This window comes from Streptomyces sp. NPDC047014 (genome assembly GCF_040644195.1).
In the GTDB taxonomy this organism is placed as follows: domain Bacteria; phylum Actinomycetota; class Actinomycetes; order Streptomycetales; family Streptomycetaceae; genus Streptomyces.
The window spans coordinates 1-19001 of sequence record NZ_JBEYVX010000109.1 but is presented as its reverse complement, the minus strand read 5'-3'; the positions used below and the strand labels follow the sequence as shown (position 1 = coordinate 19001).

The following is a 19001-nucleotide window of genomic DNA, read 5'->3' as shown; positions in this document are numbered from 1 at the left end:
GGCGCGGACGTGATGTCCGCGCCGGCCCCTCCGCCGTGTGCCCGCGGCGGCTCAGACCGTCCGGCGGCTGCCGCCGCGCATCGCCTTGTAGGCCATCTCGCCGAGGAAGACGAAGAGGACCGCGCCCGCGAGTTGCAGCAGGTGGCGGGTCCAGTCGATGCCCCGGGTGTCGGCGACCCCGATCCAGGCGGCGACGGCGTTGCCGAGGACGCCGCCGATGATGCCCATGAGGGTGGTCAGCCAGAGGGGCTGGTGCTGTTTGCCGGGCAGGATCAGCTTGGCAATCAGTCCCAGCACGAAACCGACGATGATCGCCCACAACCAAGACATGTAGAGCCTCCTCCCGGGCGCGGTGTGCGCACGTGGGCCCAGTCTCGGGCCGCCCGGCGTACCGCGCATTTCGGACGGGCCGATGGGGGTCCCCCTGTGCCCCCGGCGGCGGGGGCCGCGTACCGTGGAGGGGTCCGGGACGGGAGGCGCCCGGCGGGCGATCGGTGGTAGGACATGGAACGGGTGAAGCGGCAGAAGCGGAACGGGGCCGAGGTCTTCCGGATCACCGGCGCCCGGATGGGGCTGGCCGAGGATGTCCGCGGCCGCCAGCGCCGATATGTGATCTCCATGGGTGTCAGGACCCTGTCGGTCATCGCGACCGTGCTCTTGTGGAATGTGCAGCGGCCCGTCGCGATCCTCACGCTGATCGCCGGTGCGCTGCTGCCGTACGTGGCCGTGGTCATCGCCAACGCGGGGCGCGAGTCGGCCCCCTCGCTGCCCTCCCACTTCATGCCCGCCCCCGTACAGCCGGTGCTGGAGGCGGGAAACCTCAAGAAAAGCTCAGATCAATCATGAAGTTCCGGTGCACCGCACCGGGTCCTGCGTGACATACTGCTCACGCGCTCCGCATCCCCCGTCGGAGCGACGGACCGACGCCGGGCAGCTCCCCCCGTGGCTGCTCGGCGTCGCCATTCCGTCCTGCGGGCGGCCCGGCCGCCTGTCGCGGGTCAGCCTTTAGGGTGGGGTCGTGACTTCCTCCGACCTCCCCGGCGACCTCCCCAGCCTCTTCGGCCCGTCCGGCTCCTCCGGTGCCGCCGGTGCTTCCGGCCCTGACGGCGCTCCGACCTGCTCGGCCAAGGGCTGCCGGGACGCGGCCGTCTGGGTGCTGGCGTGGAACAACCCGAAGCTGCACACGCCGGAGCGGCGCAAGACCTGGCTGGCCTGCGAGGAGCACCGCGAGCACCTGTCGCAGTTCCTCGGGGTGCGGGGATTCCTCAAGGACGTGGTGGAGCTGGGCGCGTGGGTGCAGCCGGAGGGCTCGGACCGGCCCCGCTGAGCGGAGCCGGCGGGTGTCTGGCCCGGATCTCCCGTCTCAGCCGCCGATCGCGGACATCGGGCGGTCGGGCTGGAGGAAGGACGGGTCGTCCAGGCCGGAGCCGGCCTTCTTGCCCCACATGGCCACCTGCCACAGCCGGGCGATCTCCTCGTCCGGGGCGCCCGAGCGCAGGGCGCCGCGCAGGTCCGATTCCTCCGTGGCGAAGAGGCACGTACGGATCTGGCCGTCGGCCGTGAGCCGGGTGCGGTCGCAGGCTCCGCAGAACGGGCGGGTGACGGAGGCGATGACGCCGACGGTGGCGGGCCCGCCGTCGACCACCCAGCGCTCGGCGGGGGCGGAGCCGCGTTCCCCGGCGCCCTCCTCGGTGAGGGTGAAGCGGGTGCGCAGCGACTGGAGGATGTCCCCGGCGGTGATCATGCCCTCGCGCTTCCAGCCGTGCTGGGCGTCCAGGGGCATCTGCTCGATGAAGCGCAGCTCGTACGCGTTCTCCACGGCCCAGGCCAGCAGCTCGGGAGCCTCGTCCTCGTTGAGGCCGGGCATCAGTACGGCGTTGACCTTGACCGGGGTGAGCCCGGCGTCGCGGGCGGCGGCCATGCCCTCGATGACGTCCTTGTGCCGGTCGCGGCGGGTGAGGGTCTTGAAGACCTCGGGGCGCAGGGTGTCGAGGGAGACGTTCACCCGGTCCAGTCCGGCGGCCTTGAGTGCCTGCGCGGTGCGCTTGAGGCCGATGCCGTTGGTGGTCAGGGACATCTGGGGGCGGGGCTCCAGGGCGGCGCACCGCTCGACGATGCCGACGAGTCCGGGGCGGAGCAGGGGTTCACCGCCGGTGAAGCGGACCTCGGTGATCCCCAGGTGGGTGACGGCGATGCGGATCAGCCGGACGATCTCGTCGTCGGTGAGCAGGTCGGACTTGCCGAGCCACTGCAGTCCCTCCTCGGGCATGCAGTACGTGCAGCGCAGGTTGCACCGGTCGGTGAGTGAGACGCGCAGGTCAGTGGCCACGCGGCCATAGGTGTCGAGAAGCACTGTGGGCCCCCTCCCCTGTCCGGATCTAGAGGTGCGCGTGAGACGGGATCCAGGTCACGCGTTCACTTTCGAGCCTACGTGACGGGTGTGTCGCGGGGAGCTGCCCGAATGAACGATACGTAACGCGGCCGCGTCGTAGGGATCTACGACGCGGCCACGCTGGGTGTTCGTACGTTGTCAGTGCGCCCCTGTTCCGGTGAGGGAGCGCACCTCCAGCTCGGCGAACTTCTGCGGGTCGGCCTTCTCCTTGGACAGGACGGTTCCCAGCCAGCCCAGCAGGAAGCCGAGGGGGATGGAGATGATGCCCGGGTTCTCCAGGGGGAACCAGTAGAAGTCCACGTCCTTGAACATCGAGGTCGGCTTGCCGGAGACGACCGGGGAGAACAGGACGAGGCCGACCGCCGCGATCAGGCCGCCGTAGGTGGACCAGAGCGCGCCGCGGGTGGTGAAGCGCTTCCAGAAGAGGCTGTAGAGGATGGTCGGCAGGTTGGCGGAGGCGGCTACCGCGAAGGCGAGCGCGACCAGGCCGGCCACGTTCAGGTCGCGGGCGAGGGCGCCGAGGCCGATGGCGATCGCGCCGATGACGACGGTGGACCAGCGGGCGGCCCGTACCTCCTCCTGGTCGGTGGCCTTGCCCTTGCGGATGACGTTGACGTACAGGTCGTGCGCGAAGGACGAGGAGGAGGCGAGGGTGAGGCCCGCGACCACGGCGAGGATGGTGGCGAAGGCGACGGCGGAGATCACGGCGAGCAGTACGGCGCCGCCGGTGGAGTCCGGGCCGCCGCCGACGGCCTGGGCGAGCAGGGGTGCGGCGGTGTTGCCGGCCTTGTTGGAGGCGAGGATGTCCGCGCGGGAGAGGAGGGCCGCGGCGCCGAAGCCGAGGGCGATGGTCATCAGGTAGAAGGCGCCGATGATGCCGATGGCCCAGTTCACGGACTTGCGGGCGGCCCTGGCGGTGGGGACGGTGTAGAAGCGGATCAGGATGTGCGGCAGCCCGGCGGTGCCGAGGACGAGGGCGATGCCGAGGGAGATGAAGTCCAGCTTCGAGGTGGCGTCCTTGCCGTACTTGAGGCCGGGCTCCAGGAACTTCGTCCCCTGTCCGCTGTTCTCGGCGGCCGTGCCGAGCAGGTCGGAGACGTTGAAGTCGAACTTCAGGAGCACCAGGAAGGTGATGAGGAGGGCGCCCGCGATCAGCAGGACGGCCTTGATCATCTGTACCCAGGTGGTGCCCTTCATGCCGCCGATGGTCACGTAGAGGATCATCAGTACGCCGACCAGCGCGACCACGGCGACCTTGCCGCTGTCGCTGGTGATGCCCAGCAGCAGCGAGACCAGGACGCCGGCGCCGGCCATCTGCGCAAGCAGGTAGAAGATCGAGACCACGATGGTGGAGACGCCGGCGGCGGTACGGACGGGCCGCTGCCGCATCCGGAAGGCCAGGACGTCGCCCATCGTGTAGCGGCCGGAGTTGCGCAGCGGCTCGGCGACGAGCAGCAGGGCGACCAGCCAGGCGACGAGGAAGCCGACGGAGTAGAGGAAGCCGTCGTAGCCGAAGAGGGCGATGGCGCCGGCGATGCCGAGGAAGGACGCGGCGGACATGTAGTCGCCGGAGATGGCCAGGCCGTTCTGGAAGCCGGTGAACTGGCGGCCGCCCGCGTAGAAGTCGGAGGCGTCCTTGGTCTGGCGGCCCGCCCAGACGGTGACGATCAGGGTGGCGACGACGAACAGCCCGAAGAGGGTGATGATCAGCGGCCGGTGCTCGGAGGCGCCCGCGGCGAGGGTGGTGGCGGGGAGTGTCGTGGTGTGCAGGGCGGCGGTCATTCGGTGGCCTCCATCCGCGCCTTGATGGCGTCCGCCCGGGGGTCGAGCCGGGAGGCGGCGTGCCGTGAGTAGAGCCAGGCGATGAGGAAGGTCGTCGCGAACTGGGCGAGACCGAGGACGAGGGCGACGTTGATGTTGCCGAAGAGCTTGGTCCCCATGAACGCGCCGGCGTAGTTGCAGAGCAGCACGTAGAGCAGGTACCAGGCGATGAAGGCCACGGTGAGCGGGAAGGCGAAGCTGCGGTAGGAGTGGCGGAGTTCGGCGAACTCGGAGCTCTGCTGGACGCTCGCGAACTCTTCTGCCGTGGGGGTCGCCGGGCGCTTGCCCGCGCCGTCCGGGGGCGGCGCTGGTTCGGTGGTCACGGGGGATCTCCTTGTGACGCGGGTGCGGTGGGGACGACGGACAAAACAGCCTCCGTGCGGGGGGACGGTCGTGCCGGTCCCCCTGTCAACGGCACGGCCCGCGTGTCGGGACGGTTCAACGCCCGTGGATTCTTGGGGAACTTATTTCTCGAACGCGTGGCGGAGGGTGGAACGGCCGCACTAGGTTCCCTTGTCATGGACCCGTCCTGCGCGACCGCGTACGGACGGCTTTTTCACGATGATCTGGAGAACCCATGACTCATCCGGGATCCCGCCGCCGGCGCGCGCTCGCCGTACCGGTCGGCCTGACGCTCACCGCTTCCCTCGCCTTCCTGCCCTCGGCCGCCGCCTCCGCCGCCGAGCTGGGGAACACGGCCGCCGCGGCGACGGCGAAGCCCGGCGTCACCGGTCCCAAGCTGTCCTACGTGGCGAACCTGAACACCTACGCCACCGCGAAGGCGGCCAGGAAGGCCATCGAGCGGGCCGGCGGCACGGTGGTGACCTCGTACGAGCAGATCGGGGTCGTGGTCGCGCACTCCGAGAACCCGGACTTCGCCCGGCAGCTGCGGGCCCAGCGCGGCCTGTTCGTCTCGGTCGGCGCCACCCGTACGGCCCCGATGTCGGCCGCGCGGACCACCGACGAGGGCGCCACCCAGCGGCTGAGCGAGGCGGACGCGGCCAAGGCGGCGGCGCGGGCCCAGGAGGGCCAGGAGCCGCTGGAGCCCAACCAGTGGGACCTGCGGACGATCAAGGCGGACCAGGCCCACAGGATCGACGACGGCAGCCCGAACGTCACGGTGGGCATCATCGACACGGGCGTGGACGACACCCACCCCGACCTCGCCCCGAACTTCTCCAAGGGCCAGTCCGCGAACTGCGTGGGCGGTGTCGCCGACACCACCGAGGGCGCCTGGCGCCCGTACGCCGACGGCAGCGACCACGGTACGCACGTGGCGGGCACCATCGGCGCCGCCCGCAACGGCCTCGGCATCAGCGGGGTCGCGCCCGGGGTGAAGATCGCCGCGATCAAGGTGAGCGAGCCCGGGAGCGGCCTCTTCTACACCGAGGCGGTCGTCTGCGGCTTCATGTTCGCCGCCGAGAAGGGGATCGAGGTGACCAACAACAGCTACTACGTCGACCCGTGGCTCTTCAACTGCAAGTCCGACGAGGACCAGAAGGCGCTGGTGGAGGCCATCGGCCGGGCCACCAAGTACGCCGAGCGCAAGGGCACCCTGCACGTGGCCTCGGCGGGCAACTCCGACCAGGACCTGGCGGCGCCCACCCTGGAGGACACCACCAGCCCCAACGACACCACCCCGGTCACCCGTACCGTCGACACGAAGGACTGCCTCGACCTGCCCCGGCAGCTGCCGGGCGTGGTCACCGTCTCCGCGACCGGCGACAAGGGGCTGCGCTCGTACTACTCGAACTACGGCATCGGCATCGTCGACGTCGCGGCCCCCGGCGGCGACAAGTGGCAGGTCCCGGCCACCCCGGACGCCAACGGCCGCATCCTGTCGACCGTCCCGGGCGGGGGCTACGGCTACAAGCAGGGCACCTCGATGGCCTCCCCGCACGTGGCGGGCGTGGCGGCGCTGCTCAAGAGCGCCCACCCCTCGGCCTCGCCGTCCCAGCTCCGGGCGATGCTCAAGGCCCAGGCCACCAAGGCGTCCTGCCCGGCCCAGATCTACGACGCCACGGGCAAGCTGATCGACGCAACCAGCTGCCAGAGCAAGTGGGGCCAGACCGGCTACTACGGCGCGGGGGTCGTGGACGCCCTCAAGGCGGTGAAGTAGCCCCGGTGGTACAGGGAGGCCGGGGCGGGGGCGGGGCTCTCCGCGCCCGGCGCGGCCTCCCGTTCCTTGGGCGGATCAGCGGGTCAGGGCTTGATCAGCACCTTGAGCGCGCTGCGGTCGTCCATGGCCCGGTAGCCCTCCGGCACCTCGTCCAGGGTCACCGCCCGGTCGAAGACGGGCGCGGGGTCGATCACCCCGGCGAGCACGTCCTCCAGCAGCTCCGGGATGTAGGCGCGGACCGGGGCCACCCCGCCGCGCAGGGTGATGTTGCGGTCGAACATGACGCCGAGGTCGAGGCCCGTACCGCTGCCGTGCGGGACGCCGACGTAGCCGATGGAGCCGCCGTCGCGGGTGATGTTCACGGCCGTACGCATGGACTGCTCGGTGCCGACCGCCTCGATGACCGCGTGCGCGCCGCGCCCGCCGGTCAGCTCGCGCACCGCCGCCTCGGCGGCCTCGCCGCGCTCGGCGACGACCTCGGTGGCGCCGAAGAGCTTGGCTATGTCCGTACGGACGGAGTGGCGCCCCAGTGCGATGATCCGCTCGGCCCCGAGCCGCTTGGCGGCGAGCACCCCGCACAGGCCGACGGCGCCGTCGCCGACCACCGCGACCGTGGAGCCCGCGCGCACGCCGGCGCCCAGCGCGGCATGGTGGCCGGTGCCCATGACGTCGGAGAGGGCGAGCAGGCCGGTCAGCAGGTGGTCGTCGGAGACCGCCTCGGCGGGCAGCTTCACCAGGGTGCCGTCGGCGTGCGGGACGCGCACGGCCTCGCCCTGGCCGCCGTCGTGGCCGACCGAGCCCCAGAAGCCGCCGTGGTCGCAGGAGGTGTACAGGCCCTCGGCGCAGAACTCGCAGGTGCCGTCCGACCACATGAACGGCGCGACGACGAGGTCCCCGGCGCGCAGCGAGGACACGGCGGAGCCGGTCTCCTCGACGATGCCCAGGAACTCGTGCCCGATCCGCTGGCCGGGCTCACGGGCGGCCTCGCCGCGGTAGGCCCACAGGTCGCTGCCGCAGATGCAGGCACGCAGGACGCGGACGACGGCGTCCTCGGGGCGCCGGATCGCGGCGTCGGGCACCTCCTCCACGCGGATGTCGTGCGGGGCGTGGATGACGGTGGCGCGCATGGTGGTGCAGTCCTCCGGGAGAGATGGTTCAGTCTTGTACGACTGACGTCCGTCCTACCGTACGCCTGCTCCGCGCGCGGTGCGGCCGGCGGCGGGGGTGGCACCCGTAGCCCGGGTGGCGAGGAGGTACTGGGCGGCGGCATAGGTGGCCATCACCCAGAAGTCCGGCCGGGGCAGCTGCGGCCACCCGGCCACACCAGCGGCGATGAGGGTGTCGGAGAGCAGGAACAGCGCGCCGCCGGCCCCCGCCCGCACCCCGAGCGCGCCGGAGCGGAAGGCCATGGCGGTCAGCAGCAGGCTGTATCCGGCGACGGGGATCCGCAGCCCGGCGGGCAGATCCCCCCAGAGCAGGGCCACGGTCCCGGCGAGGGCGAGCGCGTAGGCACCGCCGAGCAGCGGGTGCGCGGGGCGCCGGGCGAAGAGTACGAGGTAGCAGACGTGGCCGACCGCGAAGGAGCCCATGCCGACGAGGAAGGCGGCCTCGGCGTCGAGGAGCAGCGCCAGATCCCCGCCCCAGCCGAACAGCAGCGCGGCGACCAGCAGCCGGGGCGCACCGCGGCTGAGCACGTACGCGGCGAGCAGCGGCATCAGCAGCGGCTTGGCGAGGACGTGCCCGAGGTGCCAGCCTGCCAGCAGCGCCACAAGATCGACGGCGGTGGCCACGGCAAAGCCCACGAGCGCGAACCACCCGACCCGCTCCCGCCCGTCCTCGGCCGGCGGCACGGCCCAGGTGGGCACGGGCGGCCCGGGGGCCTGGACCCCACTCCTCACGCGGCGCTCTCCCGCACGGCCGGGGCGGGAGCCGTGGCGGTCGTGGCGGGAGCCGTGGCGGTCGTGGCGGCGGGCTGCCAGCCGGGGCCGCGGAAGACCCGCCCGGCCCGCTCGCTCCAGCTCCGCGCGGCCCGTACGTCGCGCGCGATGGCGGCGTACTCGTGGGTGGCGACGCGCAGCGGGTTGAAGGTCCCGATGTTCTTGGTGAGCCCGTAGACGGGCCTCTCGGTCTCCCCCACCCAGGAGCCGAAGATCCGGTCCCAGACGATCAGGATCCCGCCGTAGTTCCGGTCCAGGTAGCCGCCCTGCGAGGCGTGGTGGACGCGGTGGTGGGAGGGGGTGTTGAAGACGTACTCATAGGCCCGGGGCAGCTTCCCGATGCGCTCGGTGTGCACCCAGAACTGGTAGAGCAGATTGAGCGAGTGGCAGAAGGGGACCACGGCCGGATGCACCCCGAGGGCCACCATCGGCAGGTAGAACCAGTAGGTGGTGGCACTGGTCCAGGGCTGCCGCAGGGCGGTGCTGAGGTTGAACCTCCGGCTGCTGTGGTGCACGACGTGGCAGGCCCAGAGGATCCGGACGACGTGGTGCCCGCGGTGCTGCCAGTAGTAGAGAAAATCCTGGAGGAGCAGCATCAGCGGAAGCGTCCACCACAGCAACGGCACGCGCAGCGGCGTCAGTTCGTAGACGGCGGTGAACGCCGCGACCACGGGGATCTTCCACAGCAGATCAAAGCCGAGGCTGCCGAGCCCCATGGTCATGCTGGTGGCGGCGTCCTTGGCCTCGTAGCCGGCGGCATCGTCGTCGGGGTGCAGCCGGTAGCTGACCACCTCGATGACGGTGAGCAGTACGAAGGCGGGTATGGACCACAGCACGACATCGGGCAGGTTCGGCATGCCCGCACCATAGGGTCGCCTTCCGGCGCACCGCTAGGGGTTGTTACCGATCGGTATCCAGCGATGTTACCGGCGGTTCGCCCAGGTGCCCGCCGGAGCGGCTCCGATTCGCTCGGGAGCCGCCCCGGCGGGAGCGTGGGGGCTACCAGACGCGGACCGAGCCGCCCCTCGCGAAGGCGGGGCTGGTGGCTTGCGGGGGGATGCGGGTCAGGGGTTCGGCGATTTCTGCGGTCAGGGGGCCGTGGTGGGCGGCCAGGGTGTTCAGGTACGGGAGGTCGAAGCCGTAGACGTGGGCCGCGTTGCCGCCGGTCATGGCGGCCACCTCCGCCCTCGGGAGGCCCGCGTAGGCGATGCGGAGGGCCTCGCGGGTGAAGGGGGCGGTGCCCTCGTCGTGGGGGTAGTCGCTGCCCCACATGATCTTGTCGAGGCCGATCCGGTCCCGGAGCGGGACCTCGTGGGGGCGCATGAAGCTCGCGCCCACGAAGCAGTTGTCCCGCCAGATCTCCCCCGGGCCCTTGCCCATCGTCTCCGCCAGGCCCGCCCCGAACTTGGACTCCGCGGAGGCTGTGGCCGCCCCCAGGCGGCCGTGGTAGTAGTCCAGCATGTCCAGGACGCCCGGGATCCAGCCCGAGCCCTGTTCCGTCAGGACGAGCCGGAGGCCCGGGTGGCGGTGGAAGGCGCCGCCGAAGACCAGGTGCCACAGGGCGCGGTGGGAGAACCAGGTGGTCTCCACCATGAACACGGCCCGCGCCGCCGGCTCCTCCCCCAGCGGCGGCGAGGCGGAGCCGCCGTGGTGGTTGACCGGCACCTCCAGCTCCTCGCACACCGCCCACAGCGGGTCGTAGACGGCCGAGTACAGCTCGGGGACCGGCGAGCCGGGCGGTACGCCGGGCAGCAGGATGCCGCCCGTCAGGCCCGCCTCCCGGGTGCGGCGGACCTCCCGCACCGCCGCGTCCACGTCGTTCAGCAGGATCTGGGCCACGCCCGCCCGGCGCCCCGGCGCCAGCGCGCAGAAGTCCGCCAGCCAGCGGTTGTGGGCCTGGAGCCCGGCCCAGCGCAGGGCGTACTCGGCGGCCGTCGGCTGCTGGGCCATCAGGGAGGCCGAGGGGAAGAACGGCGGGACGGTGTTGGGGAAGACGACCTCGGCGACGATCCCGTCCGCCTCCAGCTCCGCGAGCCGCCGCTCCGAGTTCCAGTTGCGGTCGGCGGTGTCCGCGAGCAGGTCCTCGTACGGGTTCACGTACGCGGCGGCCCAGGCGTCGAAGTCGTCGTGGTGGCGCTTCTCCAGGTACGGCCGGTAGTCCAGCAGGTCCGCGCCCGCGTGGCAGTCCGCCGAGATGACCGTGTAGCGGTCCTCCTCGCTGCCGGTCGCCCCGCCGCCCCCGGCCACCGCGCCGCCGCCCGCCGCCACGCCGCCGCCGGTCACGGCGCCGCCCCCGCCCCCGGTCACCGCCCGGCCCCCAGTACGGGGAAGTCGTGCCCCGTCAGCCAGTGCCGGCCCACCTCGCGCGAGCGCGCCCAGGAGGCCCGTACCGCCGCCTGGTCCGGGGGCTGGCCGAGGGCCGCCGGGGTGGGGCCGATCCGGCGGGCGAGCGGGGCGAGCCGCGCGGTGTCGAAGCCGAAGACCTCCGCCGCCGCCAGCCCGAGCATCCGCCGGGTCTCGTCGACGGGGATGTCGTGGAAGGTGCGCCGCAGCCAGCCGGCGGTGTCGGGCCAGGTGCCCTCGGGGTGCGGGAAGTCCGAACCCCACAGGATGTTGTCCACGCCGATCTCGTAGCGCTGCGCCAGCTCGCGCCGCTTGGTGTTCGTGGCGCAGATGAACACCTGCCGGTCCAGGTACTCGCTGGGCGGCCGTTTCAGCTCCTCGAAGGGCGAGAGCTTCTTGCCGCCGTGCGCGCCGAGGTAGAGCCGGTCCATGAACCACAGCTGGTTCGGCAGCCACCAGCAGCCTGCCTCCGCCACCCCGAAGCGCAGCCCCGGGTGCCGTTCGAAGACCCCGGACCAGAGCAGGAACCACAGCGGGCGGGCCGGCCACCAGGTGACCTCGGAGACGAAGATGCCCAGGTGGTCGCCGTACTCGTGGCGGGGTGAGGCCCCGGAGTGGGTGACGACGGGCATCCCGGTCTCGGCCGCCGCCGCCCAGACCGGGTCGTAGCGGCGGTCGTGGTAGGGGGCCCGGTCCACCCACATCGCGGGGATCATCAGCGCGCCCAGCCCGGACTCCTTCGCCCGGTGGATCTCCGCGACGACCTCCCCCGGCTCGCCGGTGATGGGCAGCAGGGCCACACCGCAGTGCCGTTCGGGGTGCGCGGAGACGAACTCCGCCAGCCACCGGTTGTGCGCCCGCGCCCCCGCCATGCCGAGCTCCGGGTCCTGGTCGCCCGAGAGCCCGAGGCCCACCCCGAAAGGGGCCGCCGTACGGCTGTCCACGGCATCGGCGTCGGGGAAGACCACCTCGGCGGCCACGCCGTCCCCGTCGAGCTCCTTGAGCCGCTGCGCGGTGTCCCAGCCGCCGCGCAGGCCCTCCTCGTGCTCGTGGAACCAGCGCTCGGCGAACGCCTCGTTCCGGATCCCGAGGCGGGTGGCCTCCTCGCGGCGGGCCTCCCGCTCGCCGAGGAACGCGTCGAACGCGCGGTGGAAGCGGGAGTCGAGATAGGGCCGGTACCGCTCGGTGGGCAGGCCCGCGTGGCAGTCGGAGGAGATGATCAGATACGGGTCTTCGCGCGGGTTTTCTCGCGGGTCTTCGTACGTGTCGTCATACGGTGCTTCGTACGGGTCGTCAGGCACGGCGGGCCCCTCAGTCGAGGATGAAGCTTTCCAGGTAGGCGGGGTTGGCGCGGTCGAGCATCGACCGCGAGCGGGCGAGGATCTGCCGGTCGCTGTGCTCGCTCGGCGGGAGCATCCAGAAGCGGTCGGCGCGGATGCCGTCGACGACGTGCCCGGCGACCTCCTCCACCGGGGTGAAGGCCACCTCGCGCCCGGCCCGCCGCATCGCCGCCTCGTACTGGTCGAGGCTGCGGTACGGGGTCCTGCGCGGGCGCTGCTTCGCGTACCGCTCGGGGCGGTTGCGGTGCGACTCCCACAGCCCGGTGCGCAGCATGTGCGGTCCGGGGAAGAGCACGGAGGCGCCGACGGCCGCGCCCTCGGCCTTGAGGTGGGCGTACAGGGACTCGGTCATGGTGACCACGGCCGCCTTGGTGACGGCGTACACGGAGGCGGTGGGCAGCGGGGCGATGCCGCCGTCGCCGGAGGAGGTGTTGACGACGTGGCCGGGCGCGCCGCCCGCGAGCATCCGCGGCAGGAACGCCTGGATGCCGTGGAAGACGCCCCATACGTTGACGGAGAAGGCCCATTTCCAGTCGTTGGGCTCGTGCTCCCACATGCGGCCCTCGGCGCCGGAGCCGACGCCCGCGTTGTTGCAGAGCACGTGCACCGCGCCGTAGGCGTCGTACGCGCTGTCGGCGAGGGCCAGTACGGAATCGCGGTCGGAGACGTCCACGAGCACCGCCCGCACGTCGGCGCCGTCGGCCTCCAGTGCGGCGGCGGCCGCGCGCAGGGCCTTCTCCTCCACGTCCGCGAGGACGACCCTCAGGCCCTCCGCGGCGAAGCGGCGGGCCATGGCGAGGCCGATGCCGCCGGCGGCGCCGGTGACGACGGCCACCTGTCCCGGTTCGAGTCGCATCTCACAGCCCGCCTTCCGGGGGGCCGTCGAGGAGCTGCGCCGGATCGTCGTAGCGCTGGTGGACGTACGGCAGGAGGGTGCGGGCGCTGACCCGTTCGACGACCCTGCCCCGCTGGTCGGTGGTCTTCTCCCCGAGGGTGATCTCCACGAGGCGGCGGACGGGGAGGTCCGCGACCGGGTCGTACATGGACTCGCGGAGCACCACGTCACCGGTGACATGCTCCAGCTTGCGGACCTTCTCGTGGCGGGTGCAGTGCACGAGGACCGGGTCCGCCTCCAGGCCCGAACCGTCCGCGGCGGGCAGGAACTTGAAGTAGAAGTCGGTCTTCACACTGGCCTCGGGCAGCGGCAGCGTCCGGTCCACCGCGCCGCGCACCTCCACGAAGGCGATGCCGTGCCGGGCGAGGGCGGCGCGGACGACCAGCCCGTCGCGCTCGACGGTGACCTCGCCCAGTTTCTTCGGCTCGCCGAAGACCTCGCGGCCGCCGGTGAGCGCCCGCTCGTGGGTCATCGGCATGACGAGCGGGTACCAGCCCTCGACCTCGCCGTGCCGGGCGGCGACGGCCACCGAGCCGGCGCCCAGGGGGTACCCGGGCAGGTCGACCGTGCTGATGGCGGCCCGTACGAGGGGCCGGCCGGCGGGGGCCAGCGGCGGGGGCAGGACGGCCGCCACCACCTCCGGGTCGCTCTCCCAGACGGCGACGACCCCGGTGGACCAGATCTCGGGCAGCCGGGAACTCTTCTCGCGCGCGGCCGTGATCTCGGCCTCGGTGCGCGCTCCGTACCGTACGCGTGCCATGTGTCGCACCCTCCCTGTCGCGGGCGGAGTCGGATCTGTAACACAGTTACACCGATGCCGATGAAGGGTAAAGACCCGCGCACACACGGGAACTGACGGATCGACAGATCGACGGAGAACCGACATGGCCAGAACCGCGCTCACCCGCGAGGAGGTGCTGGAAACCGCCGCGGAGCTGGTCCGGCGGCACGGGCCGGCCGCGCTCACCATGCGCCGGCTCGCCGCCGAGCTGGGCACCGCGGTGACCTCCATCTACTGGCACGTCGGCAACCGCGAGTCCCTGCTCGACGCCCTCGTGCGGCGCACCGTGGAGGAGATGGGCGCCCTCCGCCCGGCCGGCCGCACCCCCGCCGAGCGGATCCTCTCGGTGGCCGGGACCCTGCGCCGCGAGCTGCGCGCCCGCCCGCACCTGATCGCGATGGTCCACGAACGCGGCCTGACCGAGCGGATGTTCCTGCCCGCGCAGCAGGCCCTCGTCCACGAGGTGCACGCCGCCGGGCTGCGCGGCGCCCAGGCGGCCGACGCGGTGCGCGCGGTGCAGTACCAGGTGGTGGGCTTCCTGCTGGTGGAGCGCAACCGCGAGCGGGCCCCCGCGCAGTCCCCGGGCGAGGGCGAGCTGTGGGATCCGGCCACCGCCCCCGACGACCCGCCGCTGGCCCGCGCGCTGGCCCGCCCGGCCGATCCGGAACGGCTCTTCCTGCTCTCCGTACGGGCCCTGGTGACGGCCCTGCTGGCACCGGAGGACGGGGCGGGCGGGCCGGGCTGACCGGCCGGGCGGGCCGGGCTGACCTGGCGGGCGGGCCGGGCTGACCGAGGGTGGGGCGGCGGTGTCGGTGCGTGCCGATATCCTCTGTGACCATGCTCGACGACCGTACGACCGCAGAGACGACGTGGCCGACCGCGTATCCCCAGGGGTACGCGGTCGTCGACGTGGAGACCACCGGGCTCGCTCGCGACGACCGGATAGTCTCCGCCGCCGTCTACCGGCTGGACGCGCGGGGCAATGTGGAGGACCACTGGTACAGCCTGGTCAACCCGCAGCGGGACCCGGGCCCGGTGTGGATCCACGGGCTGACGAGCGCGATGCTCGACGACGCCCCGCTCTTCGGGGACATCGCCGAGGAGTTCGCCGGCCGGCTCGCCGACCGGGTGCTCGTCGCGCACAACGCCATCTTCGACTGGCAGATGATCGCCCGGGAGTACGCGCGGGCCGCCACCACGGCGCCGGTCCGTCAGCGGCTGTGCACCATCGCCCTGTCGAAGGAGCTGAACCTCCCGCTCCCCAACCACAAGCTGGAGTCGCTGGCCGCGCACTTCGGTGTGGTCCAGCAGCGCGCCCACCACGCCCTGGACGACGCCCGGGTGCTGGCGGAGGCGTTCCGCCCCTCGCTGCACGCCGCCGCGCGCGACGGGGTCCGGCTGCCGCTGCTGGAGTGCCGCCCGCTGACGGAGTGGACGGACTCGGCCGCCACCCCGCGCATCGGCCGGCAGGCGGACTACCGGGGCGGCAGCTGGCGGGCCTCGCGCAAGCGCCCGCCGTGCCCGCACCCCAACCCGGGGCGTTTCGAGGACGGCAAGCCGCTCCAGCAGGGCATGCGGATCGCCTTCTCCGGGGACACCTCGGTGGAACGGGAGCTGCTGGAGGACCGGGCGGTCGAGGCGGGGCTGCATGTGGCGACGAGTGTGTCGCGGCTCACCAGCCTCCTCGTGACGAACGACCCGGACTCGGCCACGTCCAAGACGGTCAAGGCCAAGTCCTTCGGCACCCCGGTGGTGGACGAGGCGGCCTTCACCCAGCTGCTGCGGGACGTGGCCCCGGCCGACTCCTGAGCCGCGCCCCCGCCGGGCGGCGCCGGCTCGCGCCCGCCCGCGCCGGGTTGCGCCGCCCGGGTGCAGGCGCGGCGACTCACGGGGGCGGATCTTGTTCCGGCCCCTCCCCCTGCGCAGCATTCGGCGCATGGCACGTTGTGAGGTCTGCGGAAACGATTACGGCATGTCCTTCGAGGTGCACGCGCAGGGCGCGGTGCACGTCTTCGACTGCTTCTCCTGCGCCATCCACCGCATGGCGCCCGTCTGCGAGCACTGCCGGGTCTCCATCATCGGGCAGGGCGTCGAGGTCCAGGGCCAGTGGTTCTGCGGTGCGCACTGCGCCCGCGCGGAGGGGAAGGTGGGGATCGTCGACCGCGTCTGACCCCCGCCGGCCCGTCCGCCGCCCGCTCCCCCGTCACCTGCCCCCGTACCCCCTCCCGTGACCCCGGACGGCCACCCGGCCGCCGGGGTCCCGCGCGCTGGGGGTACCGTCGTGGGCGTGTACCGCTTCGTCCTGACCCGGCAGTGGGTGTGCCTCACCCTCATCGCGCTCGTCCTCATCCCCGTGATGATCAAGCTCGGGTTCTGGCAGTACCACCGGCACGAACGCCGGGTCGTGCAGAACCAGCTGATCGAGACGAACCTGCGGGCGAAGCCGGTCCCCATGACCGAGGTCACCTCCCCCGGCCACAAGGTCCCGCGCGCGGACTACTGGCGCGCGGTCACCGCCACCGGCACCTACGACGGCGCCCACGAGGTCGTCGTACGCATGCGCACCGACAAGGACGACAAGGTCGGCTTCCATGTGCTGACCCCGCTCGTCCTCGCCGACGGCCGGGTGGTCCTCGTGAACCGCGGCTGGGTGGCGGGCGGCGACGACCCGCGCGCCTATCCCCCGGTACCCACGCCGCCCGCAGGCGAGGTCACCGTCACCGGCCGGCTCAAGGCCGACGAGACCAGCGGCGGCAGCGGCATCAAGGACCGCAAGGGCCTGCCCGACCGCCAGGTGATGCTGATCAACAGCGAGCGGCAGGCGGAGTACCTGGGCAGGCCGGTCCTCGGCGGCTACCTGGAGCTCACCGCCCCGGTCCCGGCGGACGGCGGCCCGGAGCCGGTGGGCGAGCCCGACCACGACTCGATCGGCGCGCACATGGCGTACGCGGTCCAGTGGTGGCTGTTCGCGTCGAGCGTGCCGGTGGGCTGGCTGGTCCTCGTACGGCGCGAGAAGCGCGACCGCGAGCAGGCCGCCGCCGCGGCGGAAGCCGCCCGGGCCGCGGAGGCGGCGCCCGCGACGGCGTAGCGTAGCGGCATGGATCTTGGACTGAAGGACCGCGTCTACATCGTCACCGGGGCCACGCGCGGCCTCGGACTCGCCACCGCCCGGGAGCTGACCGCCGACGGCGCGAAGGTCCTCGTGACCGGCCGGGACGAGAAGCGGGCGGCCGAGGCCGCCGCCGCGCTCGGCCCGGACGCCGTGGGCGTGGCCGCCGACAACTCCGACCCGGCGGCCGCCGCCCGGCTGATCACCACCGCCCGCGAGCGCTTCGGCCGCTTCGACGGCATCCTCATCAGCGTCGGCGGCCCGGCCCCCGGCACCGCGGCGGGCAACACCGACGAGCAGTGGACGGCCGCCTTCGAATCGGTCTTCCTCGGCGCGGTCCGGCTGGCCCGCGAGGCCGCCGCCGGGCTGGGCGAGGGCGGGGTCATCGGCTTCGTCCTCTCGGGCTCGGTGCACGAGCCGATCCCCGGCCTGACCATCTCCAACGGGCTGCGCCCGGGGCTCGCGGGCTTCGCGAAGTCCCTCTCCGTGGAGCTGGGCCCGCGCGGGATCCGCGTGGTCGGCCTGCTGCCGGCGCGGATCGACACCGACCGGGTACGGGAGCTCGACGCGCTCTCCGGTGACGCCGCGGCGGCGCGCGCCGGGCACGAGGCGCGCATCCCGCTGCGCCGGTACGGGGCGCCGGAGGAGTTCGGCCGTACGGCGGCCTTCCTGCTGTCGCCCGCCGCCTCCTATCTGACGGGCGTGATGCTGCCCGTCGACGGCGGCTTCCGGCACGGCTTCTGACCGGCCGTCCGCGCACCCCGGCTCAGGTGCGCGGACACACCGGTCAGCTCACCCACCGGTCAGCTCACGCGCCGGGCCCGGTGGGAGCTGACCTTGAAGCGGGCCTCCGCCGGCAGGTCCGCGAGGCCCGCCGAGGTCCGGGCGTGGCCGAGCACCGGCCCGGCCAGTCCGGCCAGCGTGTCGGCGGGGACGGCGTGGGGCTCCAGCTCCACCGCCACCCGCAGCGCGGGCGATCCGCGCCGCCCGCGCAGGGCGACCCGGCAGCCGGCGACCCCGTCCAGGGCGCCGGCCTCGGCGGCGACGGCGTCCGCGAGGGCGCGCCCGCGCAGGACGGCGAAGGTCCCGTCCCCGGTGTCCACGGGCACCGTCCGCAGCCGCGTGCGCTTGAGCTGCGCCAGCAGCCACCACAGCGCCAGCACCAGGACGACGGCGAGGGCCGCGAGCAGCACCCAGAACCACCAGCCGTCGGCGTGCAGGTACCGGCGCCGGTCGGCGGCGGTCAGCAGCGGCGCGGCCCGTCCGTGGAGCGGCCGCACGGCCGTCAGCAGGACGACCCCGGCCGCCAGCAGCACCGCCCCGGCCACCGCCAGCAGGATCCGGTTCACCGTCCCGAGCATCCGCTCACCTCCTGACCCGTACGCGCGGCCGCGGCGGGCGCGCGAGACCCAGCTCGTCGATGCCGACGGCCATGACCGCGTCCAGCTCGTCCCGTACCTCGTCCAGTGCGCGGAAGTGCGAGGTGGCCCGCACCCGTACCCGCGAGCGGCCCATCCGGACCCGCGCGGAGCGTACGCCGGGCACCTCCATGGCCCGGTCCCGCAGCACCATCGCGGCGTCCTTGCGGCCGATCCCGGCCCGCAGCCCGGGGCCGGGGACCTCCTCGCCCTCCTGCTCGGGGCCGCGCATCATCAGGATCCGGCGGATCCCGGGGGTGACGGCCAGCACCAGGAGCACCAGCCCGAGCAGCGCGAGCACCACCCCGGCCAGCTGGACCGTCGTGTCGGAGGGGGTGTACGTCTCCAGCCGCCGGGCCAGCTCGCGCCGCCAGGCCATGGCCGGGCGCTCGGCCCGTACGGCGGCCAGGTCGTAGAGGAACAGCCCGCTCACGCCGATCACCAGCAGGGCGACCAGCGCCGCGGGGATGCGGCGGGCGGACCGGAAGCGGGTGGCCGTCACCGCAGCCGCCGGTCCCGGCCGGCGGCGGTGTGCGCGGAGTGCAGCCGCTCGATGTCGATGTCCACCTCGGGAACGGACATGTTCGCGTACTCCTCCACGCGGCGGACGACCCGGCCGCGGACGGCTGCGCACTGGGCGGCCACGTCGGAGGGGTAGTCCAGCTCCAGGCTCACATGCACCCGGGCGATGTCGTGGTGCACGGTGACCGTGGCGTGCGGGGGCGCGCCGGGGACCACGGCCAGCGCCTCCCGGGCCGCCTGCGCGGCGATCTTGGCCACGACCCGGTCCGCGATACGTGTGGCCCCGCGGTCGGCGGCGGGCACCGCCGCCGGGTTGCCCCGCGC

22 protein-coding genes are annotated in these 19001 nt (G+C 73.1%); 8 read left to right on the top strand and 14 right to left on the bottom strand.

The window, feature by feature from the left end; translation table 11 throughout:
- Positions 1-51: 51 nt before the first annotated feature.
- Positions 52-330 (bottom strand): GlsB/YeaQ/YmgE family stress response membrane protein, encoded by a 279-nt coding sequence (locus tag ABZ873_RS31150; RefSeq protein WP_360879136.1) that lies wholly within the window; start codon positions 328-330, stop codon positions 52-54.
- Positions 331-504: 174 nt separating this feature from the next.
- Between ABZ873_RS31150 and ABZ873_RS31145 the strand changes: the two genes are divergently transcribed.
- Complete coding sequence (locus tag ABZ873_RS31145) at positions 505-846, top strand: DUF3099 domain-containing protein (protein ID WP_360879133.1); 342 nt, start codon at positions 505-507, stop codon at positions 844-846.
- A 172-nt stretch (positions 847-1018) separates the two neighbouring features.
- A complete protein-coding gene (locus ABZ873_RS31140) occupies positions 1019-1327 on the top strand; it encodes a hypothetical protein (RefSeq protein ID WP_360879154.1) in 309 nt (102 codons plus the stop codon).
- 36 nt (positions 1328-1363) lie between these two features.
- Here the strand turns inward: ABZ873_RS31140 and moaA are convergent, their stop codons facing one another.
- The 3 genes from moaA to ABZ873_RS31125 all read right to left on the bottom strand — a co-directional run bounded on the left by moaA (position 1364) and on the right by ABZ873_RS31125 (position 4536).
- On the bottom strand, positions 1364-2353 hold the full coding sequence (moaA, locus tag ABZ873_RS31135) for a GTP 3',8-cyclase MoaA (protein ID WP_360879130.1): 990 nt from the start codon (positions 2351-2353) through the stop codon (positions 1364-1366).
- Positions 2354-2530: 177 nt separating this feature from the next.
- Positions 2531-4174 carry a cation acetate symporter gene (locus ABZ873_RS31130; RefSeq protein WP_360879127.1) on the bottom strand — a complete coding sequence of 548 codons (1644 nt, stop codon included), beginning with the start codon at positions 4172-4174 and terminating at the stop codon, positions 2531-2533.
- Positions 4171-4536, bottom strand: a complete 366-nt coding sequence (locus ABZ873_RS31125) for a DUF485 domain-containing protein (RefSeq protein WP_360879124.1) — start codon at positions 4534-4536, stop codon at positions 4171-4173. Before ABZ873_RS31125 ends, ABZ873_RS31130 begins: the two co-directional genes overlap by 4 nt.
- Before the next feature lie 254 nt (positions 4537-4790).
- On the opposite strand from ABZ873_RS31125, the gene ABZ873_RS31120 reads away from it, so the two are divergent.
- On the top strand, positions 4791-6332 hold the full coding sequence (locus ABZ873_RS31120) for a S8 family serine peptidase (protein ID WP_360879121.1): 1542 nt from the start codon (positions 4791-4793) through the stop codon (positions 6330-6332).
- 83 nt (positions 6333-6415) lie between these two features.
- Here ABZ873_RS31120 and ABZ873_RS31115 read toward each other — a convergent pair whose 3' ends face one another.
- The 7 genes from ABZ873_RS31115 to ABZ873_RS31085 form a co-directional block, all read right to left on the bottom strand.
- Positions 6416-7459: a zinc-dependent alcohol dehydrogenase family protein gene (locus ABZ873_RS31115; protein ID WP_360879118.1), complete on the bottom strand. Its 1044-nt coding sequence runs from the start codon at positions 7457-7459 to the stop codon at positions 6416-6418.
- Between the two features lie 54 nt (positions 7460-7513).
- Positions 7514-8134, bottom strand: coding sequence for a lysoplasmalogenase (locus tag ABZ873_RS31110; RefSeq protein WP_360879151.1), 621 nt, complete (start codon positions 8132-8134; stop codon positions 7514-7516).
- Positions 8135-8226: 92 nt separating this feature from the next.
- Entirely contained in the window at positions 8227-9126 is a 900-nt protein-coding gene (locus tag ABZ873_RS31105; protein WP_360879115.1) for a sterol desaturase family protein, read from the bottom strand.
- 142 nt (positions 9127-9268) lie between these two features.
- Positions 9269-10516, bottom strand: a complete 1248-nt coding sequence (locus ABZ873_RS31100; protein ID WP_360879148.1) for an amidohydrolase family protein — start codon at positions 10514-10516, stop codon at positions 9269-9271.
- Positions 10517-10572: 56 nt separating this feature from the next.
- Positions 10573-11835 (bottom strand): amidohydrolase family protein, encoded by a 1263-nt coding sequence (locus tag ABZ873_RS31095; RefSeq protein WP_360879145.1) that lies wholly within the window; start codon positions 11833-11835, stop codon positions 10573-10575.
- A gap of 88 nt (positions 11836-11923) precedes the next feature.
- Positions 11924-12808, bottom strand: coding sequence for an SDR family NAD(P)-dependent oxidoreductase (locus tag ABZ873_RS31090; protein WP_360879112.1), 885 nt, complete (start codon positions 12806-12808; stop codon positions 11924-11926).
- 1 nt (position 12809) lies between these two features.
- The gene (locus ABZ873_RS31085) at positions 12810-13607 is read right to left on the bottom strand and encodes an acetoacetate decarboxylase family protein (RefSeq protein ID WP_360879109.1); all 798 of its coding nucleotides are present in this window, start codon (positions 13605-13607) and stop codon (positions 12810-12812) included.
- Between the two features lie 124 nt (positions 13608-13731).
- Here ABZ873_RS31085 and ABZ873_RS31080 point away from each other — a divergent pair, with 124 nt between their 5' ends.
- The 5 genes from ABZ873_RS31080 to ABZ873_RS31060 all read left to right on the top strand — a co-directional run bounded on the left by ABZ873_RS31080 (position 13732) and on the right by ABZ873_RS31060 (position 17481).
- Positions 13732-14373, top strand: coding sequence for a TetR family transcriptional regulator (locus tag ABZ873_RS31080; RefSeq protein WP_360879106.1), 642 nt, complete (start codon positions 13732-13734; stop codon positions 14371-14373).
- 86 nt (positions 14374-14459) lie between these two features.
- A complete protein-coding gene (locus ABZ873_RS31075; protein WP_360879142.1) occupies positions 14460-15437 on the top strand; it encodes a DEDDh family exonuclease in 978 nt (325 codons plus the stop codon).
- A 127-nt stretch (positions 15438-15564) separates the two neighbouring features.
- Entirely contained in the window at positions 15565-15798 is a 234-nt protein-coding gene (locus tag ABZ873_RS31070; RefSeq protein WP_360879103.1) for a hypothetical protein, read from the top strand.
- A gap of 117 nt (positions 15799-15915) precedes the next feature.
- Entirely contained in the window at positions 15916-16716 is an 801-nt protein-coding gene (locus tag ABZ873_RS31065; RefSeq protein ID WP_360879100.1) for an SURF1 family protein, read from the top strand.
- A 9-nt stretch (positions 16717-16725) separates the two neighbouring features.
- Positions 16726-17481, top strand: a complete 756-nt coding sequence (locus tag ABZ873_RS31060) for an SDR family oxidoreductase (protein WP_360879097.1) — start codon at positions 16726-16728, stop codon at positions 17479-17481.
- A 59-nt stretch (positions 17482-17540) separates the two neighbouring features.
- On the opposite strand, the gene amaP is transcribed toward ABZ873_RS31060, so the two are convergent.
- Genes amaP through ABZ873_RS31045 form a run of 3 tightly spaced genes read right to left on the bottom strand, consistent with a single transcriptional unit; the run spans position 17541 to position 18980 of the window.
- Positions 17541-18098, bottom strand: coding sequence for an alkaline shock response membrane anchor protein AmaP (amaP, locus tag ABZ873_RS31055; RefSeq protein WP_360879094.1), 558 nt, complete (start codon positions 18096-18098; stop codon positions 17541-17543).
- Between the two features lie 4 nt (positions 18099-18102).
- A complete protein-coding gene (locus ABZ873_RS31050) occupies positions 18103-18657 on the bottom strand; it encodes a DUF6286 domain-containing protein (protein WP_360879091.1) in 555 nt (184 codons plus the stop codon).
- Positions 18654-18980 carry a hypothetical protein gene (locus ABZ873_RS31045; RefSeq protein ID WP_360879139.1) on the bottom strand — a complete coding sequence of 109 codons (327 nt, stop codon included), beginning with the start codon at positions 18978-18980 and terminating at the stop codon, positions 18654-18656. Before ABZ873_RS31045 ends, ABZ873_RS31050 begins: the two co-directional genes overlap by 4 nt.
- Positions 18981-19001: the final 21 nt, after the last annotated feature.

Coding starts and splice junctions, on each gene's coding strand:
- ABZ873_RS31150 (WP_360879136.1), bottom strand. CDS start 330: ATGTCTTGGTTGTGGGCGATCATCGTCGGTTTCGTGCTGGGACTGATT.
- ABZ873_RS31060 (WP_360879097.1), top strand. CDS start 16,726: ATGGATCTTGGACTGAAGGACCGCGTCTACATCGTCACCGGGGCCACG.
- ABZ873_RS31115 (WP_360879118.1), bottom strand. CDS start 7,459: ATGCGCGCCACCGTCATCCACGCCCCGCACGACATCCGCGTGGAGGAG.
- ABZ873_RS31120 (WP_360879121.1), top strand. CDS start 4,791: ATGACTCATCCGGGATCCCGCCGCCGGCGCGCGCTCGCCGTACCGGTC.
- ABZ873_RS31130 (WP_360879127.1), bottom strand. CDS start 4,174: ATGACCGCCGCCCTGCACACCACGACACTCCCCGCCACCACCCTCGCC.
- ABZ873_RS31090 (WP_360879112.1), bottom strand. CDS start 12,808: ATGCGACTCGAACCGGGACAGGTGGCCGTCGTCACCGGCGCCGCCGGC.
- ABZ873_RS31080 (WP_360879106.1), top strand. CDS start 13,732: ATGGCCAGAACCGCGCTCACCCGCGAGGAGGTGCTGGAAACCGCCGCG.
- amaP (WP_360879094.1), bottom strand. CDS start 18,098: ATGCTCGGGACGGTGAACCGGATCCTGCTGGCGGTGGCCGGGGCGGTG.
- ABZ873_RS31145 (WP_360879133.1), top strand. CDS start 505: ATGGAACGGGTGAAGCGGCAGAAGCGGAACGGGGCCGAGGTCTTCCGG.
- ABZ873_RS31105 (WP_360879115.1), bottom strand. CDS start 9,126: ATGCCGAACCTGCCCGATGTCGTGCTGTGGTCCATACCCGCCTTCGTA.
- ABZ873_RS31070 (WP_360879103.1), top strand. CDS start 15,565: ATGGCACGTTGTGAGGTCTGCGGAAACGATTACGGCATGTCCTTCGAG.
- ABZ873_RS31085 (WP_360879109.1), bottom strand. CDS start 13,607: ATGGCACGCGTACGGTACGGAGCGCGCACCGAGGCCGAGATCACGGCC.